The organism is Serratia sp. LTN-2, assembly GCF_059740205.1.
In genome coordinates, this window is sequence record NZ_JCAXDO010000007.1 from 174133 (window position 1) to 195666 (window position 21534).

General features: G+C 62.0%; 17 protein-coding genes. 5 read left to right on the forward strand and 12 right to left on the reverse strand.

What is annotated here, in order from left to right; genetic code table 11:
- Nucleotides 1-261: 261 nt before the first annotated feature.
- The 3 genes from yegS to AC6BYQ_RS15760 form a co-directional block, all read right to left on the reverse strand.
- Nucleotides 262-1167: a lipid kinase YegS gene (yegS, locus tag AC6BYQ_RS15750; RefSeq protein WP_498057188.1), complete on the reverse strand. Its 906-nt coding sequence runs from the start codon at nucleotides 1165-1167 to the stop codon at nucleotides 262-264.
- A 467-nt stretch (nucleotides 1168-1634) separates the two neighbouring features.
- A complete protein-coding gene (gene trhP / locus AC6BYQ_RS15755) occupies nucleotides 1635-2987 on the reverse strand; it encodes a prephenate-dependent tRNA uridine(34) hydroxylase TrhP (RefSeq protein WP_025159564.1) in 1353 nt (450 codons plus the stop codon).
- A 179-nt stretch (nucleotides 2988-3166) separates the two neighbouring features.
- A complete protein-coding gene (locus tag AC6BYQ_RS15760) occupies nucleotides 3167-3505 on the reverse strand; it encodes a YegP family protein (protein WP_033644064.1) in 339 nt (112 codons plus the stop codon).
- Nucleotides 3506-3843: 338 nt separating this feature from the next.
- Between AC6BYQ_RS15760 and AC6BYQ_RS15765 the strand changes: the two genes are divergently transcribed.
- The gene (locus AC6BYQ_RS15765; RefSeq protein ID WP_019452401.1) at nucleotides 3844-4107 is read left to right on the forward strand and encodes an antitoxin; all 264 of its coding nucleotides are present in this window, start codon (nucleotides 3844-3846) and stop codon (nucleotides 4105-4107) included.
- Nucleotides 4108-4110: 3 nt separating this feature from the next.
- A complete protein-coding gene (locus AC6BYQ_RS15770) occupies nucleotides 4111-4500 on the forward strand; it encodes a type II toxin-antitoxin system VapC family toxin (protein WP_498057189.1) in 390 nt (129 codons plus the stop codon).
- Between the two features lie 7 nt (nucleotides 4501-4507).
- Here the strand turns inward: AC6BYQ_RS15770 and baeR are convergent, their stop codons facing one another.
- Genes baeR through AC6BYQ_RS15800 form a run of 6 tightly spaced genes read right to left on the reverse strand, consistent with a single transcriptional unit; the run spans nucleotide 4508 to nucleotide 15481 of the window.
- A complete protein-coding gene (gene baeR / locus AC6BYQ_RS15775) occupies nucleotides 4508-5224 on the reverse strand; it encodes an envelope stress response regulator BaeR (protein ID WP_019452403.1) in 717 nt (238 codons plus the stop codon).
- Entirely contained in the window at nucleotides 5224-6606 is a 1383-nt protein-coding gene (baeS, locus tag AC6BYQ_RS15780; RefSeq protein WP_019452404.1) for an envelope stress sensor histidine kinase BaeS, read from the reverse strand. Before baeS ends, baeR begins: the two co-directional genes overlap by 1 nt.
- Nucleotides 6603-8033, reverse strand: coding sequence for a multidrug transporter subunit MdtD (gene mdtD / locus AC6BYQ_RS15785; protein WP_198637040.1), 1431 nt, complete (start codon nucleotides 8031-8033; stop codon nucleotides 6603-6605). Before mdtD ends, baeS begins: the two co-directional genes overlap by 4 nt.
- Nucleotides 8034-8043: 10 nt before the next feature.
- Nucleotides 8044-11124 (reverse strand): multidrug efflux RND transporter permease subunit MdtC, encoded by a 3081-nt coding sequence (gene mdtC, locus AC6BYQ_RS15790; protein ID WP_019452406.1) that lies wholly within the window; start codon nucleotides 11122-11124, stop codon nucleotides 8044-8046.
- Nucleotides 11121-14240, reverse strand: coding sequence for an MdtB/MuxB family multidrug efflux RND transporter permease subunit (locus tag AC6BYQ_RS15795; RefSeq protein ID WP_498057190.1), 3120 nt, complete (start codon nucleotides 14238-14240; stop codon nucleotides 11121-11123). The genes mdtC and AC6BYQ_RS15795 overlap by 4 nt, the downstream gene beginning before the upstream one ends.
- On the reverse strand, nucleotides 14240-15481 hold the full coding sequence (locus AC6BYQ_RS15800) for an MdtA/MuxA family multidrug efflux RND transporter periplasmic adaptor subunit (RefSeq protein ID WP_440528643.1): 1242 nt from the start codon (nucleotides 15479-15481) through the stop codon (nucleotides 14240-14242). The genes AC6BYQ_RS15795 and AC6BYQ_RS15800 overlap by 1 nt, the downstream gene beginning before the upstream one ends.
- Nucleotides 15482-15753: 272 nt before the next feature.
- Between AC6BYQ_RS15800 and AC6BYQ_RS15805 the strand changes: the two genes are divergently transcribed.
- Both AC6BYQ_RS15805 and AC6BYQ_RS15810 read left to right on the forward strand, forming a co-directional pair.
- A complete protein-coding gene (locus AC6BYQ_RS15805) occupies nucleotides 15754-16707 on the forward strand; it encodes an aldo/keto reductase (RefSeq protein WP_498057191.1) in 954 nt (317 codons plus the stop codon).
- Nucleotides 16708-16775: 68 nt separating this feature from the next.
- The gene (locus AC6BYQ_RS15810) at nucleotides 16776-17393 is read left to right on the forward strand and encodes a pyridoxamine 5'-phosphate oxidase family protein (RefSeq protein ID WP_154747536.1); all 618 of its coding nucleotides are present in this window, start codon (nucleotides 16776-16778) and stop codon (nucleotides 17391-17393) included.
- Here the strand turns inward: AC6BYQ_RS15810 and AC6BYQ_RS15815 are convergent.
- On the reverse strand, nucleotides 17390-17956 hold the full coding sequence (locus AC6BYQ_RS15815) for a GNAT family N-acetyltransferase (protein ID WP_498057192.1): 567 nt from the start codon (nucleotides 17954-17956) through the stop codon (nucleotides 17390-17392). The genes AC6BYQ_RS15810 and AC6BYQ_RS15815 overlap by 4 nt on opposite strands.
- 51 nt (nucleotides 17957-18007) lie before the next feature.
- Nucleotides 18008-19360: a molecular chaperone gene (gene yegD, locus AC6BYQ_RS15820; protein WP_440528641.1), complete on the reverse strand. Its 1353-nt coding sequence runs from the start codon at nucleotides 19358-19360 to the stop codon at nucleotides 18008-18010.
- A gap of 164 nt (nucleotides 19361-19524) precedes the next feature.
- Here yegD and alkA point away from each other — a divergent pair, with 164 nt between their 5' ends.
- Entirely contained in the window at nucleotides 19525-21015 is a 1491-nt protein-coding gene (gene alkA / locus AC6BYQ_RS15825) for a DNA-3-methyladenine glycosylase 2 (RefSeq protein WP_154747538.1), read from the forward strand.
- 8 nt (nucleotides 21016-21023) lie between these two features.
- On the opposite strand, the gene AC6BYQ_RS15830 is transcribed toward alkA, so the two are convergent.
- Entirely contained in the window at nucleotides 21024-21377 is a 354-nt protein-coding gene (locus tag AC6BYQ_RS15830) for a DNA-binding protein (RefSeq protein ID WP_025159567.1), read from the reverse strand.
- Nucleotides 21378-21534 lie beyond the last annotated feature (157 nt).

The following is a 21534-nucleotide window of genomic DNA, read 5'->3' on the forward strand; positions in this document are numbered from 1 at the left end:
GATTAAGCTTCTTCATACACCGGCAATGCATGGGTTTTTGACCACCGGCGCAGTAAAAAAGCGGTGATTGAAGCTGTAAAGCGATGCTACCGAACTTGCTCCGGCAAGGACAAACAATAGATGCGATTGAGAAGAAATGCCATTTGCGCGGCCAAATACGCGGGGACGATCGCCCCCGGCTTGCCAAGCGGTTGATTATTCGATCTCGAACCACTCGGTGTTCTGCAGAGCGATCGGGCGCAGCGGCTGCGCCCGACAGAATCAGCCCAGCAGGGCGCAGTTAGGCGGCAGGCGGCATTCGATGGCCTGCGGCAACACTTCGATGCGGAAATGGCGGCCTTTGAGCGGCTCGCCGTCAAGGTTGAAGGTTATTTCATGCGGCGCGTCGATCTCCAGCCAAGGCAGCGCCGCGCTGAGGATGCTGTTGCTTTCTTCGTCGTTGAACAGGGCGGCGACCAGCGCCGGCAGCAGTTCATCGGCGATCAGCAGACGCAGCTGCAGCAGGCCGTCGTTGATCAGCGCAGTGGGGCACAGTTCCTGACCGCCGCCGGCCTGCTTACCGTTGCCGATGCCGATCACCAGCGCTTCACCGGCCCAGCGGAAGTCCGGCCCGCGGATTTCACAGCGATCGGCCTGCAGCGTATCCATGCGCAGTAAGCCGTGGACGAAGTAGGAAACGCCGCCCAGCGCCGCCTTCAGCTTCTCCGGCGTTTCGGTGGTGATGCGGGTGCCGAAGCCGCCGGTGGCCATGTTGATGAAGTAGCGTTCGCCGTTGACCCTGGCCAGATCGATAGGCACCGAGCGGCCCTTGATCGCCAGTTGCAGCGCCTGTTCCGGCGAAGGGGGAATATTGCAGGCCATGGCGAAGTCGTTGGCGGTGCCGAGCGGCAGAATGCCCAGCACGGGTCGGCCGTGCGTCGGCAACTGCACCAGTGCGGCGGCCACCTCGTTGATGGTGCCGTCACCGCCGCCGGCGACGACGGTATCGACGCCAAGCTGAGCGGCCTCCGCGACGTAGCGCGCGGCGTCGCCGTGCTCCCAGGTGACGCGTACGTGCAGCGTCACCTGTTCTGCGCGCAGCCGTTTGACCGCCTGGCGCAATTCTTCGTTGCCGGCACCCTTGCCGTTGATAATAAGCAGGGCTGTTGCATGTGGGGGGTGAGCCATTGCCGATATCCTCCGGCGGAAAACCAAGAAGGTCCCAAGATAAACCAGCCGACGCCGTCAGGCCATCAGAATATTCAGCTAATTCCGCTTATTTCCCGCATCGCCGTGAATATGAAAGCGGTGCGAATTTATCTGAATTTTACCGGGCAACAAGAAAAATTTTAATGAAGGCGGGATTAATCGCTATAGCGTTATTTATATATCGATGTGACGTTATTATTCTTATTAAAATGGATAACGGGAAAAGATAATGAAAATAGGTGCTGTGGTGAAAATAGAGTGGCCCCACAAAGAAAAAGCCAGCCCAAGGGAGATTGGGCCGGCTAAGGAGGTGGTTCCTAGTATTGCTATGCAAATATTTTCGTTGTTCGTTTTAAGCAGCGTGATAGTAACCAAGCTGCGAGCATATTGATGTGATCTAATTCTAATATTTGCTAAAAATCGCCACCGTATGGTGGCGATTCATTTTATGCCTGGGCGCTATTTTCTTCCGCCAAATTGCGGATCAGCAAAGCATAATTGAGATCGATATCCTGCGGGATCGGCAAATAAACGATATGGCCGTTGCCCGGCGCCACTTCAATCGGCTCACCTTTCTTATTTTGCATGCTTTCGAGCGTAAACAGCACGTTGCCGCCCGGCGTCATCATCTCGACGCTGTCGCCGAGCGAGAACTTATTCTTCACGTCGACTTCCGCCCACCCTTCGCGGCGCACGCCGGTGAACTCGCCGACGAACTGCTGGCGCTCGGAGAGCGAGGAGCCGTATTCGTAGTTCTGCTGCGCTTCGTGTACATGGCGGCGCAGGAAGCCCTCGGTGTAACCGCGGTGCGCCAGGCCTTCCAGCGTGGTGAGCAGGGTCGGATCGAACGGCTTGCCGGCGGCGGCGTCGTCGATGGCGCGGCGGTAGACCTGGGCGGTGCGCGCGCAGTAGTAGAAGGACTTGGTGCGGCCTTCAATCTTCAGCGAGTGCACGCCGAGCTGCGTCAGACGCTCCACGTGCTGAATGGCGCGCAGATCCTTGGAGTTCATGATGTAGGTGCCGTGTTCGTCCTCAAAGGCGCTCATATATTCGCCTGGCTTTTGCGCTTCAGACAGCATGAACACCTTATCGGTCGGCGCGCCGATGCCCAGCGTCGGCTCAACGGTTTGTACCGGGATCGGCTCGTGCAGGTGCACGATATTGCCGGTGTCGTCCTCTTTGCCTTCTTCCGCCTTGTATTGCCAGCGGCAGGCGTTGGTGCAGGTGCCCTGGTTGGGATCGCGCTTGTTGATGTAGCCGGACAGCAGGCAGCGGCCGGAATAGGCCATGCACAGCGCGCCGTGGACGAAGATCTCCAGCTCCATATCAGGCACTTCGGCGCGGATCTCGGCGATCTCCTCCAGCGACAGTTCGCGCGACAGGATCACGCGGGTCAGGCCCATTTGTTTCCAGAATTTCACCGTCGCCCAGTTAACGGCGTTGGCCTGAACCGACAGGTGGATGTCCATCTGCGGGAAGGCTTCGCGCACCATCATGATAAGGCCGGGATCGGACATGATCAGCGCATCCGGGCCCATATCGATAACCGGCTTCAGATCGCGCAGGAAGGTTTTCAACTTGGCGTTGTGCGGGGCGATGTTGACCACCACATAGAATTTTTTGCCCAGCGCGTGCGCTTCGTTGATGCCCTGCGCCAGATTCTCGTGGTTGAATTCGTTGTTGCGCACCCGCAGGCTGTAGCGCGGCTGGCCGGCGTAAACCGCATCGGCGCCGTAGGCGAAGGCGTAACGCATGTTTTTCAGCGTTCCGGCAGGGGAGAGAAGTTCCGGTGTAAACATAGTGTGTCTCGGTCTGATTTCAGGTCAGCACCGCGCCACCTGATGGCGCAGTAAAAGCGGGGAATTGTAGCGGCGGCGCGGCAAAAAATCAGCAGTTAACCGGATTTATTCAGGGGAGATTGATCCCGGTCAAACGGAAAACGCGCGATGGCGGCCACCGCGCGGGCGAAACGGAGGGATCAGGCGCTCAAATCGCGGATATCGGTGGTCGGGCCGTTTTTTATCACCGACTGGATACCGTTTTTGGCCGCGCTTTCGGAGCTGTACATTTCGCTGACGCCGATCACCTGATGGTTCTTGGCCTTCAGCACAAAATAGGGCTGATTGCTGGTGCTGTGCTTCAGTTCAAACTGCGCTTCGTGCGGCGAATTGGTCTGCACCGAGGCGATGCCGTTCTCCGCTGACGCTTTGCTGGCGTACATCTCGCTGGCCAGAATGATCTCGCCGTTACTGGCTTTCAGGTTGAAGTGGTACTGTCCGTTCTTTGCTTTTTTCAGCTCGTAATGACCGATTGCCATGGTTCTTCTCCTGTAGGTTCCGATTCGTGATGTAAGTGTAGCCAATCGCTTGAAAATCGGCGGCTAAACCTCACCGCAGCTTAGTCGAAAAAATGCGCAATTTTTTTGCGGCGGCGCGGAGTTTTCATTCGGTGAGGCTGCCGCCGCACGGGAAGCTAAGGAAAGGCGCGGTGATTGCGCAGTGCACCGCATAACGAGGGGAACAGGGTTTCAACCCGTGAAATTGTGCGTTAGTGTTTGGCCGTTTCGTCAATGTGGATGAAAAATGAGCGATACATCTTGGCATCGACACGCTACAGGCATATGCTTTGGCCTATGCCAGCTGTGGAGGTGTCGAGATGGAAAGAATCGCAAAGCTGTTTAAAAACGGCAGAAATCAGGCGGTGAGGTTACCGGTGGAGTTTGAATTTGATACGGATCGTGTCTATATCCGTCGCGATCGGGAGGGCAACGTGATTTTATCCAAATATCCAGCAAAGCCGGACAGCTGGGCGCCGCTGCTGAGCATTATCGCCCAAACGCCGGTGCCGCAAGAGTTTCTTGGCGCGGAAGATCGTCAGCAAGGGGTTGCAGACCGCGATCCATTCTCAGAGGACGAATAGGCGATGTACATGTTTGATACCAACACCGTCAGCCACTTGTTTCGGCAGCATCCGCAGGTGCTTAACGTCATGGAAAAGCTCCCGCCTTCTGCCGTATGTATTTCCAGCGTCACGGAGGCGGAACTGCTTTACGGTGTGGCTAAACGGCGGAACAAGGCGTTGCAAAACATGGTCGAGGCCTTTATTGCCGCGGTAACGGTCTATGCATGGGATAGCGAGGCTGCCCGCTGTTACGGTGAAATGCGGGCAAACATGGAGAGAAAGGGGAAAATCATGGGCGCGATGGATCAACTGATCGCCGCTCATGCGCAGAGCCGTGGCGCGACGCTGGTGACCAACGATCGCGCATTCGCCATGGTGCCCGGATTGGCTGTTGAGGACTGGACGCGCTGATTTCCCCCTAAACCCCATTCACCAGCCGGCAAGGGTCGGCTTCCCAGCGGTAGCCCACGCCGTATACCGAGCGGATAAAGGATTTCTCCCCGTCGATCAGCTCCAGCTTGCGCCGCAGATTTTTGATGTGGCTGTCGATGGTGCGGTCGGTGACTACCCGATAGTCGTCATACAGGTTGTTCAGCAGCTGTTCGCGCGAAAACACGTTGCCCGGTTGGCTGGCCAGGGTTTTCAGCAGGCGGAACTCCGCCGGCGTCAGATCCAGCAGCTGCCCCTGATAACTGGCCTGGAAACGCGGTTCATCGATGTGCAGCAGATCATCTTCCCGTGCATTATCCTGCGGCCGATAGCTGCGGCGCAGGATGGTTTTCACCCGCGCCACTACCTCGCGCGGGCTGTAGGGTTTGCAGATGTAATCGTCGGCGCCGATCTCCAGCCCCAGCAGGCGGTCGATCTCTTCGATTTTCGCCGTCACCATCACGATCGGCACGTCGCTGAAGCGGCGCAGCTCGCGGCATACCGTCAGGCCGTCGGCGCCCGGCAGCATCAGATCGAGTAAAATCAGCGCCGGCGGATGTTGATGCACGGTCGGCACCACCTCACTGCCGTTGGTCAGCCAGCGGGTGGCGTAACCCGCCGCCTGCAGATAATCCACCAGCAACTGACCCAGCTTGGGCTCATCTTCAACAATCATGATCTGCATAGGTTGATTCTGAATGTCCATCAGGGCGCCTTATTTTTTATCGGGGTAGCAAATTCTACTGTAATGCGCACGCCGCCTAAAGGCGAATGCTCGGCGCGGATTTTTCCATCGTGCGCCTCCACAATGTTGTGGCAGATCGCCAGACCCAAGCCGGAACCGCCGCTGGCGCGGTTGCGTGAGCCTTCCGCCCGGTAGAAACGTTCGAAAATGCGCGTCAGTTGCTGATCGCTGATGCCCGGCGCGCTGTCCTGCCAGTAGAGGAAGAGCCGCCCCGGCTGTAGCTCGGCGCTGATTTCCAACCGGCCGCCGGCGTCGGTGTAGCGCAGGCTGTTTTCCAGCAGGTTATTGAACAACTGGTTCAGGCGATCGGGATCGCCGAACAGCGGCGCCTGGGGCGGCAGATGCGTGACGATTTCCAGCCCTTTGGCGCGGAAGCGTTCGCGGAAGGCGGCGACGGCAACCTGCAGCAGATGCACGCAGTCTACCGACGACTTGCGATAGGCCAACGCGCCGAGATCGGAAAGCGAAAGCTGGTGCAGGTCATCGACCAGTTTGGTCAGGGTGGACACCTCGGCCTGCAGCGAGCTGAGTGACGCCGGCGTCGGCTGGCGCACGCCGTCCTGCAGCGCCTCCAGCTCGCCGCGCAGCACCGCCAGCGGCGTGCGCAGCTCATGCGACACGTCGGCCATAAAGGCGCGGCGCATCTGCTCATTTTTCTCCAGTGAGGTGGCTAACTGATTGAAGTCGTGCGCCAGCCTGCCCAGCTCATCCTGACTGCTGACCGTCACGCGGGTGGTGAAGTCGCCCGCCGCCAGGCGATGAGTGCCCGCCACCAGGCGCTTGACCGGCGCCAGCATGCCGCGCGACAGCAGCCAGGTCACCGCCGCCGCCAGCAAGGTGGAGAGCGCGACGATAATCCAGCTGGTGCGCCGCTGCTGGCGATCGAAGTTGATATCGGTGTTGCGCGTCAGGCGTTCGACCGGGGTAGTGATCACCCAGCCGACGATGGTGTTGTTATAGCGGATCGGGTGGCGCGGCCCCTCTTTCGGCACCGGCCCGGAGTGGCCCACCAGCCGGTTGAACTGGCTGTCCACCACCCAAAACTGGGTGCGCCAGCCCTTGGGCGGCAGGTTGTGGCTGCTGTCGCTGTTCTGTTCGAACGAACGCATGATCTGGTAGATAACCTGATCGTTGTTGCGCAGGAATATCCAGTTGCCGTGGCGGCTGTACTGCTCCTCCAGCGCTTCGCTCAGCATGTTGATGCGCTGCTCGTTGCTGTGCTTGATGTAATCGATAAAGCCGCGTTCAAAGCTGACGCGCACCCCCCAATGCATGGTGATCAACACCAGCATGCAGGTAGCGAAAATGGCCAGGAACAGTTTCCCGGTAATGCCTATCTTCATTGCAACCTCGTTGAGCCGGTACCCGGCTCTTTGGTCAGCGTGCGGTTGGGCGCGCTATCGGCCGGCACGCGCGCGAAGGCCAGCGCGGGCAGGGCGATAATCAACGCCATACAGCAGTAGCTGTAGATAAATGCGCTGTGGATGGCCGGGCTGTCGGCCACCACCTGGTGATGGGCGAAGCTGCCGATCAAGATGCCGGCGACGCTGACGCCAAGGCTCATCGACAGCTGCATGACCATCGACAACAGGCTGTTGCCGCTGCTGGCCAGCCGGTCCGGCAAGTCTTTCAGCGTCAGGGTGTTCATCGCCGAAAAGCGCAGCGAGTTGACCATCCCCTGGAAGAACAGCACCACCGGCAGCAGCCACAGCCAGCCGAGCATCGCCGCCAGCAGGAAACTCAGGCTGACCAGCGCCAGCAGCAGCGTGGCCGCCACCAGCACGTTGCGATAGCCGAAGCGGTTGACCACCTGCACCACGATGCGCTTCATGCCCATGCTGCCGATGATCATCGGGATCATCATCAGCCCGGCGTGGAACGGCGTGAAGCCCATGCCCACCTGCAGGAACAGCGGCGTCATGAACGGCAGCATGCCGCTGCCGATGCGTCCCAACAGGCTGGCCAGCAACCCGATCTTGTAGGTCGGGGTGCGCAGCAGCCGCAGCGAGAACAGGGCGCGGCTATTGCCGTAGGCATGCCAAACATACCCCAACAGCGCCGCTGCGCCCAGCGCCACCAGGCCGGCGATGGCGGTGCCGGACAGCCCCATGCCCTTGTGGCCATCGAGCGCCAGCGTCAGCGACGCCATGCCGATCGCCAGCAGGATAAAGCCGCTGAGGTCGAAACGCCGGGTCTGCATTTGGTAGTTGGGCATCAGCAGCAGCGTGGCGATGGCGCCCACGATGCCTACCGGAATATTGATCAGGAAAATCCAGTGCCAGCTGGCGTACTGCACCAGAAAGCCGCCCAGTGCCGGCCCCATCAGCGGGCCGATCTGGCCCGGCAGCGTCACGAAGGTCATCGCCGCCATGTACTGCTCGCGCGGTACGATCTTCATCACCGTCAGGCGGCCGACCGGCACCATCATTGCGCCGCCGACGCCCTGAATCACGCGCGAGGCGATCAGTTCGTTCAGGGTTTCCGAGCGGGCGCAGAGGATGGAGCCGAGGGTAAACAGCACGATGGCGCTGAAAAACACCCGCTGTACGCCGACCTTGTCCGCCAGCCAGCCGCTGGCCGGCAGCGTCACCGCCACCGTCAGCACATAGGAGACGATCACCGACTGCATGCGCAGCGGGTTCTCCCCCAGGCTGGCGGCCATCGAGGGCAGGGCGGTGTTGACGATAGTGGTATCCAGCGTCTGCATAAAGAAGCCGAACGCCACTATCCAGAGTTGCCAGCGTACCGTGGCGGTGTGTTTCATCAGCATCGGTCGGCCATTAGTGCGGCAGCGGGGCCAGTTGCTTGTTACGGCGGAACTTCGCCTGCAGCCGGTCGAAGTAAAGATAGACCACCGGCGTGGTGTACAGCGTCAGCAGCTGGCTCATCACCAGGCCGCCGGCGATGGTGATGCCGAGCGGCTGGCGCAGCTCCGCGCCGTCACCGCTGGCCAGCACCAGCGGCAGCGCGCCGAACAACGCCGCCAGCGTCGTCATCATGATCGGCCGGAAACGCAGCAGGCTGGCCTGGAAAATCGCCTCGCGGGCGCTGATGCCGCCGTTGCGCTGCGCCTCGAGCGCGAAGTCGACCATCATGATGGCGTTTTTCTTCACGATGCCGATCAGCAGCATGATGCCGATCAGCGCGATCAGGCTGAACGGCGCGCTGAACAGTTCGAGCGCCAGCAGCGCCCCCACGCCTGCGGAAGGCAGCGTGGAGAGGATGGTCAGCGGGTGGATATAGCTCTCGTAAAGCACGCCGAGCACGATATACACCGTGGCGATCGCCGCCAGGATCAGGATCACCTGCGATTTCAGGGTGTCCTGGAACACCTGGGCGGTGCCGGCGAAGGCGCCGCGCACCGTGGGCGGCACGCCGAGCTGGGTCATGGCGCGGGTGACGGCGTCGGTGGCGTCGCCCAGGCTGGCGCCGAGCGGCAGGTTGAACGAGATGGTGGAGGCGGCGGACAGCCCCTGGTGGTTGACCGCCAGCGGCGTGTTGGCCGGCTGCCAGTGTGCGAAGTAGGAGAGCGGTATCGCCTTGCCTTCGCTGTTGATGATGAACATTTTGTCCAGCGAACTCACGTCCTGGGTATAGGGCGGTGCCACTTCCATCACCACCTTGTATTGGTTGAGCGGTTGATAGATGGTGGAGATCTGCCGCTGGCCGAAGGCGTTGTTCAACAGGTTGTTGGCGTCCGACACCGAAATGCCGAGGCGGGACATGGTGTCGCGGTCGTAAATCAGATCCATCTCCGAGCCTTTATCCTGCTGATCCGAGTTGACGTCCGCCAGCTCCGGCAGGGCGGCCAGCGCGGTGCGGATTTTCGGCTCCCAGGTGCGCAGGGCGCTCAAATCGTCCGACAGCAGCGTGTACTGATAGCTGGCGTTGGCCTGCCGGCCGCCGACGCGGATATCCTGCACCGCCATCAGGAACAGGCTGGCGCCGGGCTCTTTCGCCAGCTTGGCGCGCAGGCGGGCGATCACCTGCTGCGCGCTCTCTTTGCGTTCGGACAGCGGTTTAAGCGCGATGAACATCGAACCGCTGTTGGTGCGCGAACCGCCGGTGAAGCCGGTGACGTTATCCACCGCCGGATCGTCGCGCACGATGGTCATAAAGTCCTGCAGTTTTTGGCGCATCGCCTGGAACGAGATGCTCTGATCGGCCTGAATGGAGCCCATCAGACGGCCGGTATCCTGCTCCGGGAAGAACGTTTTCGGGATGCTGATGTACAGCCAGACGTTGAGCGCCACCGTCGCCAGCAGGATCGCCAGCACCCAACGAGCGTGGTCGAGCACCCAGTGCAGCGAGCGGCCGTAGCCCTGCTGCAGTTTCATCAACAGCTTGCCGAAGCCGCGCACGCGCTGCTGCGCGCGTTCAGGCTGCGGGCGCAGCAGGTAGGCGCACATCATCGGCGTCAGCGTCAGCGAGATGATCAGCGACAGCCCGATCGACACCGACAGGGTGACGGCGAACTCGCGGAACAAACGCCCCGGCAGCCCCTCCATCAGCAGCAGAGGAATGAACACTGCTACCAGCGACATGCTCATCGAAAGCACGGTAAAGCCGACCTCGCGTATCCCCTGCAGCGCCGCCTGCAGCGGTTTGATGCCGGCCTCCACGTGGCGGGAAATGTTTTCCAGCACCACGATGGCGTCGTCCACCACAAAGCCGGTGGCGATGGTCAGCGCCATCAGCGACAGGTTGTTGAGGCTGAAACCGCACAGGTACATGGCGGCGAAGGTACCGATCAGCGACACCGGCACGGCGACGGCGGGGATCAGCGTAGCGCGGCCGGAACGCAGGAAGGCGAACACCACCAGGATCACCAGCGCGATGGCGATGACCAGCGACTGCTCCACTTCCGCCAGCGAAGCGCGAATGGTCGGCGAGCGATCCTGCGCGATGTTCAGTTTGATCGAGGCAGGAATGCTGGCCTGCAGGTCGGGCAGCTCGGCGCGGATGCGATCGACGGTGGCGATGATGTTGGCGTCCGGCGAACGGCTGACCACCAGCAGGATCGCCGGTTGGGCGTTGGTCATCCCGGCGTTGCGCACGTCCTGCACCGAATCGATGACGTTGGCGACGTCGCTCAGCCGGACGGCGGAACCGTTGTTGTAATGCACGATCAGCGGCTTGTAGCCTTCGGCCTTTTTGATCTGATCGTTGCTCTGGATCTGCCAGCGCTTGTCCTGGCTTTCGGTCGAGCCGAGCGGCGTGCGCAGGTTAGCGTTGCTGATAGCCTGGCGCACGCTGTCCAGCGACACGCCCTGGTTAAACAGCGCGGAAGGATTCAGCTCCACCCGCACCGCCGGCAGCGAACTGCCGCCGACGGTGACGTCGCCGACGCCCTCGGTCTGGGCGATCTTCTGCGCCAGCTGGGTGGAGGCGAAGTCGTAAAGCTGGCCCTGGCTGTAGGTGTCGGAAGTGAGCGTCAGGATCATGATCGGCGCGTCCGACGGGTTCATCTGCCGGTAGGTTGGGCGGCTCGGCATGCCGGAAGGCAGCAGGCTTTGCGCGGCGTTGATCGCCGCCTGCACGTCGCGCGCGGCGCCGTTGATGTCGCGGCTGAGATCGAACTGCAGGATCACCCGGGTGCTGCCCAGCGAGCTCATCGAGGTCATTTCGTTGACCCCGGCGATGCGGCTAAGCGCGCGCTCCAGCGGGGTGGCGACCGAGGTCGCCATGGTTTCCGGATCGGCGCCCGGCAGGGTGGCGGTGACGGAGATCACCGGGTAATCCACCTGCGGCAGCGGCGCGACGGGCAGCAGGCTGAAGCCCAGCGCGCCCGCCAGCGCGATCGCCAGCGTCAACAGGGTGGTGGCCACCGGCCGGAAGATAAACAGCGAGAAGAATTTCACGGTGTCTCCCGCGCTTCTTCTTTGGCGTGGGTATTGCGCGCCAGTTTATCGAACAGCAGGTAGATTACCGGGGTGGTGAACAGCGTCAGGATCTGGCTCATGATCAGGCCGCCGACCATACAGATGCCGAGCGGCCGGCGCAGCTCCGCGCCGACGCCGGTGCTGAGCATCAGCGGCAGCGCGCCGAGCAGGGCGGCCAGCGTGGTCATCAGAATCGGCCGGAAGCGCAGCAGGCAGGCCTGATAGATAGCGTCATAGGGCTTCATACCCTGCTCGCGTTCGGCGGCCAGGGCGAAGTCGATCATCATGATGGCGTTTTTCTTCACGATGCCGATCAGCAGGATGATGCCGATGATGGCGATCACGTCCAGCTCGCTGCCCGCCAGCATCAGCGCCAGCAGCGCGCCGACCCCGGCGGTCGGCAGGGTGGAGAGAATGGTGACCGGATGGATGAAGCTTTCATACAGCACGCCGAGCACGATATACATCGCCACCACCGCCGCCAGGATCAGCCACAGCGTGCTGCCGAGCGCGGCCTGGAAGGCCAGGGTAGCCCCCTGGAACTTGGTGGTGATGTCTTTCGGCATCGCCAGCGTCTTCTCGACCTGGGTGATGGCGTTGACCGCTTCTTCCAGCGAGTAGCCCTCCGCCACGTTGAAGGAGACGGTGGTCGCCGGGAACTGATCGAGGTGATTGATCGCCAGCGGCCCGTTGCGCTGCTCGATTTTGGCGATGGTATTGAGCGGCACCACGGCGCCGCTGCTGCTGGTGAGACGGATATCGTTCAGCGCCGCCAGCCCTGGCGTCGCCTGCACGTCATGTTCCAGCACCACGCGATACTGGTTGGCCTGGGTGTAGATGGTGGAGATCAGGCGCTGGCCGAAGGCGTTGTACAGCGCGCTGTCCACGTCGCTCATCTGGATGCCGAGGCGCGAAGCCGAGTCGCGATCGACGTTGATGTAAGCTTCCAGCCCTTGATCCTGCCAGTCGCTGCTGACGTCCTGCAGTTCGGGGGGTTGCCGCAGTTCATCGACCAGTTGCGGCACCCATTGGCTGAGCTGCTCGAGGGACATCGCCTGCAGGGTGAACTGGTACTGCGTGCGGCTGACCTGGGTATCGATGGTCAGATCCTGCACCGGCTGCAGATAGAGTTTCAGGCCGGGCAGCGCCGCCGCTTTTTCTTGCATTCGATCGATGATGGTTTGCAGGCTGTCGCTGCGTTCGCTCAGCGGTTTCAGGTTGATCTGCAGCCGGCCGCTGTTGAGCGCGGCGTTGGTGCCGTCGACGCCGATAAACGAGGTCAGGCTCTCCACCGCCGGATCCTCCAACACCTGGGCGGCGACCTGTTGTTGCAGCACCGCCATTTTGCTGAACGACACCGACTGCGGCGCTTCCAGCGTGCCCTGGATCAGGCCGTTGTCCTGAATCGGGAAGAAGCCTTTGGGGATGAACAGGTAGAGCAGCACGGTGACGGCCAGGGTGCTCAACGCTACGCACAGCGTCAGCCACTGGTGGGCGAGCACCACTTTCAGCCAGCGGCCGTAGCTGGCGATCACGCGCTCGAAGAAGCGTTCTGAGGCGGCGGAGAAACGGTTTTGCTTGCGCAGCGACTCATGGTTCAACAGGCGGGCGCACATCATCGGCGTCAGCGTCAGCGACACCACGGCGGAGATCAGAATCGCCACCGCCAGCGTCACGGCGAACTCGCGGAACAGGCGGCCAACGATGTCGCCCATGAACAGCAGCGGGATCAGCACCGCCACCAGCGAGAAGGTCAGCGAGATGATGGTGAAGCCGATTTCGCCGGCTCCCTTCAGCGCGGCGTCGAGCGGTTTTTCGCCTTTCTCGATGTAGCGCGAGATGTTCTCGATCACCACGATGGCGTCGTCCACCACGAAGCCGGTGGCGATGGTCAGCGCCATCAGCGTCAGGTTGTTGATCGAGAAGCCGAGGAAGTACATGGCGGCGAAGGTGCCAACCAGCGACAGCGGCACCGCCACGCTGGGGATAATGGTTGCCGGCACGTTGCGCAGGAACACATAGATCACCATCACCACCAGCGCGATCGCCAGCAGCAGTTCGAACTGCACGTCGCTGACCGAGGCACGAATGGTGGTGGTGCGGTCGGTCAACACCTTGACGTCGACCGACTTGGGCAGGCTTTTAATCAGCGTCGGCAGCATCTCACGGATGCTGTCGGCGGTGGTGATGACGTTGACGCCGGGTTGGCGTTGGATGTTCAGCACGATCGCCGGCTGCTTGTTGGCCCAGGCCGCGAGCCGGGTGTTTTCCGCCCCTTGCTCGACGGTGGCGATGTCCTGCAGGCGGATCGGCGCGCCGTTTTTATAGGCGACGATCAGCCGCCGGTACTCATCGGCGGACTTCATCTGATCGTTGGCGGACAGGGTGACCGAACGGGTCGGGCCGTCCAGGCTGCCTTTGGCGGAGTTGACGTTGGCGGCCGTGATGGCGGTGCGCACGGTTTCGCTGTCGAGCCCGTTGGCCGCCATCGCCGGCGCATTGAGTTTTACGCGCACCGCCGGGCGCTGGCCGCCGGAAAGGGTGACCAGGCCGACGCCGGTCACCTGGGAGATTTTCTGCGCCACGCGGGTTTCCACCATGTCTTCCACCTGCGTCATCGGCAGGGCGGTAGAGGTGACGGCCAGCGTCAGGATCGGCGGATCGGCGGGGTTAACCTTGCTGTAGATTGGCGGGTAGGGCAAATCGGTCGGCAGCAGGTTGGTGGCGGAGTTGATCGCAGCCTGCACTTCCTGCTCGGCGATATCCAGCGACAGCGCCAGTTGGAACTGCAGGGTGATCACCGAGGCGCCGCCGGAGTTTTGCGACAGCATCTGCTTGAGGCCGGACATCTGGCCGAACTGGCGCTCCAACGGCGCGGTGATGGCGGAGGTCACCACGTCCGGGCTGGCGCCGGGGTACAGCGTCACCACCTGAATGGTCGGGTAGTCCACTTCCGGCAGGGCGGATACCGGCAGCGCGCGGTAGCCGATAATCCCTGCCAGCAGGATCGCCACCATCAGCAGCGTGGTGGCGACCGGGCGCAGAATAAACAGGCGGGACGGGCCGCCGCCGGGGTTCGGCGTCATCACCTGCATCAGGCTTTCTCCCGCTTGGCGTGCGGCGCGGCGTTGCCGTCGGCCGCTTTGGTTTGCGGCGTCACCACCTCAACCTTCATCCCCTCCGTCAGTTGATCGATGCCGTCGGTTACCACGCGCTGCCCGGCGTTCAGGCCGCTGGCGATCACCACGTTTTGGCTGTCTTCAATGCCGACGGTGACCAGGCGTTTGCTGACTTTATTCTCGTCGTCCATCGTCCAGACGAAGTTGCCTTCGTTGCCCATCTGCACTGCGGCGGTCGGCACCACGATGGCGTTTTGCAGCGTGGCGACCTTCAGCCGCGCATTGACGAACTGGTTGGGGAACAGCGCATCGTCCTGGTTGGCGTACTGCGCCTTCAGCTTGATGGTGCCGGTGGTGGTGTCTATCTGGTTATCCAGACTCAGCAGGTTGCCCTGCGCCAGCAGGGTCTTGTTGGTGCGCCCCCAGGCTTCGACGCTGACCGGCCCGGCTTTCTGCGCTTTCATGATGTCGCTGATGTTGCTTTCCGGCAGGGTGAACACCACCTCGATCGGATGCGTCTGCGTGATCACCACGATGGCCGTAGAACCGCTGGTGATGTAGTTGCCCATATCGACCTGCTTGAGGCCTACGCGGCCGGAGATTGGGGCGATGATTTTGCTGTAGGTCAGCTGCAGCTGCGCGCTGTCCACCGCGCCCTGATCGGCCTTGATCGATCCTTCGGTCTGCTGCACCAGCGAGACCTGGGTATCCAGTTCCTGGCGGGAAACCAGGTTGGTTTTCACCAGTTGCTGATAGCGCGCCAGATCGCGCCGGGCGTTGGCCAGCGTCGCCTGGTCTTTCGCCAACTGCCCCTGGGCCTGCGTCAGCTGCACCTGGAACGGACGGGGATCGATCTCCGCCAGCAGATCGCCAGCCTTCACCTGCTGCCCTTCGGTGAAGTGCAGGGCCATCAATTGGCCGTCGACCCGGCTGGTGACGGTAACGGTGTTGGCGGCGGTGACAGTGCCCAGCCCGATCAGATAGCTCGGCACCGATTGCTGGGTGGCCGTGGCCACCTGAACCGGCGACAGATTGCCGCGCCGTTTGCCACCGGCAGCCGCTCCTTTGGCGCCACCGGCATGGCGAGCGGCCGTCGGCGTTTCAGCCGCCGGCGGTGCGGCGTTGAAGTGGCGCCAAATCAGTACGGCAGCGATGACCGCGATGGCGGCAACCAGCAGGCGCAGCATCAGGGAACGACGTTGGGGTTTTGCTTTCATAGCGGCGAAAATTCTCTCCAGAGGACAAGCGTGTGCGCACGCATTGCCACAAAATGACACTCCTTACAGAATACTAGTTTAGCCAGTCAAAGCGGCATAAAAATGAAGGAAATAAGGAGGAACCGTCAGCATTTTCCGAATAAGTTAACGATTGTCGCCTGCTATGTTTATAAGCGTTGGGTTTTTGCTTATAGCCAATGAGTTTTAACGGCTTTCTATTTTTAAAGCTAATAATTAACCAGTAAATCATTCAACTTCATGGAGCCTCTATCATGAGCAAGAAACAACTGGGCCGTTCGGGCATTCAGGTGCCGGCGTTGACCTTCGGTGGCAACGTATTCGGCTGGACGGCGGATCAGGCGACCTCTTTCAGCCTGTTGGATGCGCTGGTGGAAAATCAGCTTAACTTTATCGATACCGCTGACGTCTATTCCAGCTGGGCGCCGGGCAATCGGGGCGGTGAATCGGAAACCGTCATCGGCGAATGGTTGAAGAAGAGCGGCAAGCGCGACCAGGTGATCATCGCCACCAAGGTGGGCAAACCGATGGGTGAGGGTAAGCAGGGGCTGTCGCCGCGCTATATTCGGCAGGCGGTGGAAGACTCGCTGCGCCGTCTGCAAACCGATTATATCGACCTTTACCAATCGCACGACGATGACCGCGATACGCCGCTGGAAGAGACGCTGGCGGCGTTCGATGCGCTGATCAAGGCCGGTAAGGTGCGGGCGATAGGCGCTTCCAACTATCAGGCGGATCGTCTGGAAGAAGCGCTGCGGGTGAGCGAAAGCCACGGGCTGGCACGTTATGAAACCCTGCAGCCGGAATATAACCTGTATGCGCGCGAAGGCTATGAGGCCGAGCTGGAGGGCGTGGCGCAGCGCCACGGGCTGGGGGTGATCAACTTCTTTGCGCTGGCCAGCGGTTTCCTGACCGGCAAATACCGCAGTAAAGAGGACGAAGGTAAAAGCCAGCGCGGCGATCGCATTGTCGAGCGCTACCTTAACCCGCGTGGTTTCCGCATTCTGGCGGCGCTGGATCAGGTGGCGAGCAAACACGGCACCTCGCCGGCGCAGGTCTCGTTGGCCTGGCTGAGCGCGCGCCCAAGCGTCACCGCGCCGATCGTCAGCGCGACTTCGCTGCAACAGCTGGATGAGTTGGTCAGCGCCACTCGCCTGACGCTGGATGCGGAGGATATCCAGGCGCTGAACCTCGCCAGCGCCTGGTAAGGCGCATTACCCGGCGGCGATTTTGCTCTATGCTGAATGGGTCAACATGGCCCATTCAGGAAACCGCAATGACTGGTGATACCATCAACGACCTCGCGACGCTGGAACAGCTGTACGGCAAACCCGGCGCGCCCTCGGTTTTTAAAGAAGTCAGCTATATCCACCCGGCGTACCGTCCATTTATCGAGGCGGCGCCGTTTGCCGCCCTCTCGACGGTTGGGCCGGACGGCATGGATGTCTCCCCGCGCGGCGATCCGGCCGGTTTTATTCATATCGAAGACGAGAATACCCTGCTGCTGCCGGACCGGCGCGGCAATAACCGCATCGATAGCCTGCGCAATATCCTGCACGACAATCGGGTGGCGCTGCTGCTGCTGATCCCCGGCATCGGCGAAACGCTGCGGATTAACGGGCGGGCGGAGATTGTGGTCGCGCCGGCGGTGCTGCAGCGCTTTGCCTACCGCAACCAGCTGCCGCGTTCGGTGCTGCGTATTCGTGTCGAAGCGGTATTTTTCCAGTGCAGTCGGGCGATCCTGCGTTCAGGATTATGGGAAGAGGGCAGCCGCCTCGAACGTTCGGCGTTGCCCAGCCCCGGCCATATTTTGGCCGCGGTCAGCCAAACGCGCTTCGACGGCGAGGAGTATGACAGCGCGTTGCCGCAGCGGCTGAAGGATACGCTGTATTAATCGCCGTGGTGTGCGCGCCATGTTTGCCGGCTTAGCCGGTATAAAACATGCTTCTGTAGCGGATGGCCCGCCGGCAGGCGCGGGTGCAGGAAGGTTTCGCCGTCGAACTGCATGCCGATGCGCGTCATCACCTGGCGCGACGGCTGGTTATCTTCGGCGGTGAAGGACACCACTTCCGGCAGGTGCAGCGTGCCGAAGGCGCACTCCAGCGCGGCGCGCGCCGCTTCAGCGGCGTAGCCGTTGCCCCAGTGGGCCGCCGCCAACCGCCAGCCGATCTCCACGCAGGGAGAGCAAGGCAGATCGTCGCCCGGCACCGCCAGGCCGACAAACCCGATAAAGGATGCGCCGCCTTTCACTTCCACCGCCCATAGCCCCCAGCCCTGTTGTTGCATGGCGGCGCGGATGCGCTCGGCCTGCGCGCGGCTTTCCTCGGCCGTCATCGTCGCCGGGAAATAGCGCATCACTTGTGGATCGGCATTCAGCGCGGCGAAGGCCGGCAGATCGTCGTCGCGCCAGGGGCGCAGCCGCAGTCTGGCGCTGTCGAGGGTAAGAAGGGGTGACATGATGCATAGCCTCCAATGAACGAGGGCGCGGCGAGCCGCGCCCTTGGGCTGTCAACGGAACAGCGTTTGCGCCCAGCGTGCCAGCCCGGCGGTGACCGAGCCGAAGTCGTTGCCGCCGACGATCGGAATGCCCGGCAGCTGCTGTTGCAGCGCGGCGCGCAGTAGCGGCGAACGCGCGCTGCCGCCGGTCAGGTAGATCACCTGCGGCGCGGTCTGGCTGCTGGCCAACGCGGCGCTGACCTGCTCTTGAATGCGCATCAACGGCTGCGAGATGGCGTCGGCGAGCTGATCCTGGCTGATGCTTTCCGCCAGATCGGCCTGCACGAAGCCGAGCGGCGCGCTGATGGCCGTTTGGCCGGACAACGCTATCTTACTCTCTTCGGCCGCACGCACCAGTCGGTAGCTCAGGCGCTGCTGGTACACTTTCAGCAGGCGTTTGACCTTTTCCGGCTCCGCCGCGTCGAGGATCAGATCGCGCAGCACACGGCCGTTGGCGGCGCTGTAGAAGTCGTTTTGCGCCGGCACGTCGTTGGTCGCCACCGCGTTCCAGTAAGGCAGCGCCGGCAAGGCGATGCCTTTCCCGGTTTCGCCGCCGAGGCCAAACAGCGGCATCAGCTGTTTGAAGGCCAGCATGATGTCCAGATCGTTACCGCCGACCCGGCAGCCGCTGTGGCCCAGCAGGCTTTGTTGGCGATCGGCGCGGTCGCGCCACTGCGGCCCCATCAGCAGCACCGAGCAGTCGGTGGTGCCGCCGCCGATGTCCACCACCAGCACGGTTTGCTCTTCGCTCAGCGTCGCTTCGAAGTCCAATCCCGCCGCCACCGGCTCGAACTGGAATTCAATCTCCTTGAAACCGGCGCGTTCGGCGGCGCGCTGCAAAATGCCCTGCGCCTGCCGGTTGGCCTCTTCGCCGCCGATGCCCTGGAAGTTGATCGGCCGGCCGATCACCGCCTGATCGATGCCGGTTTGCAGCACGTTTTCCGCCTGGCGTTTGATGTGGAACATCATGGCGCACACCAGATCTTCGAACAGCGCGATCTGCTGCGGCTTCAGGCCGTTGGCACCGAGGAAGGACTTCGGCGAGCGCACGAAGTATACCTCTTCCGGATCTTCCATGTAGTGCGCCAGCGCCTGCAGGCCGAACAGCACGCTGTCGCCGCCGACCGGAATGTCTTCTTCGCGGTTGTAACTGATGGCGCGGCGCAGCAGCTGCTGGTTTTCTTCGCTGCCGGTCGGCACCTGCCAATGGCGGTGCAGGCATTCGCTCACCGCTTCGCGGGTCGGTGCGCACAGCATCGAAGGCAGATACGGCGCGTTGTTCTCCAGCGTCAGCAGCTCGGGGCCGTGGTCGCGCATCACTGCAACGGAACAGTTGGCCGTCCCGTAATCGAATCCAATAAACATCTCTTTTTAGTCCCCATGCCAATGAAGGGGGGCGACTTTACCCGAGACGGGGCCGGCGGGCAATGCGCCGATGCGCGAGTGTCGAAAAATTTAGCGGGCGCGGCGGCGGCGTGCTTAACTTAATGTCCGAATTCCGCACGTCAGCGCGTCAGCCGAGTCCCATAATGCAGAAAAAACCGAACCCGAGCGTTGCCATGAATACTCAACAGCAAGCGTTGTACGACGCGCTGCGCGCGCGTGACCGAAAATTCGACGGCCGCTTTTTTGTCGGCGTTTCCTCCACCGGCATTTATTGCCGCCCGGTGTGCAGCGCCCGCACACCGAAGATGGAAAACTGCACCTTTTATCCGAGCGCGGCCGCGGCCGAGCTGGCGGGGTTTCGCCCCTGCCTTAAATGCCGGCCAGAGCTGGCGCCCGGCCTGGCGCTGATCGATCTGGGCAACCGTTATGCGCAGGTGGCGGTACAGCTCATCGAGCAGGGCTATTTGTCCGAGCACAGTTGCGAAGCGCTGGCGGCGCGGCTGGGTATTTCCGATCGCCACCTGCGGCGTATCTTCGCCGAACAGTTTGGCGCTTCGCCGATCGATTACGCCCAGTCGCACCGGCTGCTGCAGGCCAAACGCCTGTTGGCGGATACCGACCTGCCGCTCAGCGAAGTGGCGTTCGCCGCCGGTTTCGGCAGCCTGCGGCGTTTCAATGAGCTGTTCAAGGCGCGCTATCGCCTGATTCCGTCGGCGCTGCGCAGCGGCGGCGCGCGCGGTGAACGGGCCGCCGCCAGCGGGCTGGTGTTTCACCTGGGCTATCGGCCGCCCTATGATTGGGATCGCATGCTGAACTTCTTGCAGGCGCGCGCCGTGCAGGGCGTGGAACGGGTAGCAGGGCGCCGCTATCTGCGCTCGATCGCCGTCAGCCAGGGCGGCACGGAACACCGCGGTTGGGTCAGCGTGCAGCCGGAAGAAGAACGCAACCGGGTCAGGGTCGAGATCGCGCCCGCGCTCAGTTTGGTGACGACGGAGGTGCTGCGCCGCGTGCGCTTGCTGTTCGACCTGGACGCCGCGCCGGACCGCATCAATGAGGCGCTGGGCTCGCTGGCGGCCGATGCGCCGGGGCTGCGTCTGCCGGGCTGCGTGAACAGTTTCGAGCAGGCGGTGCGTGCGGTGCTGGGACAATTGGTCAGCGTGAAAATGGCGGCGACCTTCGCCGGACGAATGGCCGAGCGTTGGGGAGAAGCCCTGGACACGCCGCATGAGGGCATCACCCATGTCTTCCCTTCCGCCGAACGGGTGGCGCAGCTGCAGCCCGAAGCGCTGCGTCCGCTCGGCGTACAGTTAAAGCGTGCGGCGGCGCTGATCGAGATCGCTCGGGCGTTGGGCGAAGGGCGGTTGCAGCTCGATAACGTGCTGGATATTGAACAGGGGATCAAGGCGTTGACCGCGTTGCCGGGCATCGGCGGCTGGACCGCCAGCTATATCGCGATGCGCGCCTGGTCGTGGCCTGACGTGTTCCTGGCCGGTGACTACCTGATCAAACAGCGTTTCCCCGGCATGACGCCGCGCCAGATTGAACGTTACGCCGAACGCTGGCGCCCGTGGCGTTCTTACGCCACGCTGCATCTGTGGCACAACGACGCATGGGCGCCGGAAGGGGAGCGCTGAAGGCGGGGCTAGCGAGGGGCGTCGATCAGCTGCAGCAGGCGGCTCATGCCTTCACGCATCAGGAACGCCAGCAGCTTTTCCCGCTCGGCCGGCGTCAGGTGGTAGTAATACTCGATCCAGACCCGCACCGGATCCTGGCGTTTGACGTCGTAGTCCGGATGGTCGGCTTCGCGCAAGGCCGACAGGCTGCGCGCGCTGAACGGCAGGCTGTCGATATGGTATTCCAGCGCTTTGCCCTGTACGCCGCTGCGGCGGCGACTGACCCAGCCTTCGCGCCGGGCCATCAGATTGACCCCTTGCGGGGTTGAGGGCAACCCGGCCTTACCCATCAGTTCCCTGGCGGAAAACCATTTCTTTTCCATAGTCCCTTGTCTCTGAGCCATCACATGTCGAGGTAAATCAACGAATACGCCGATGTCCGCATGGGCGTTTCATCTTACTTAATCGTTTAAGCTTAAGGTGTTATTTATATCACTAATCTCGTATCGGTTAACAGAATGTGAAGCGCGAGACGGCGGT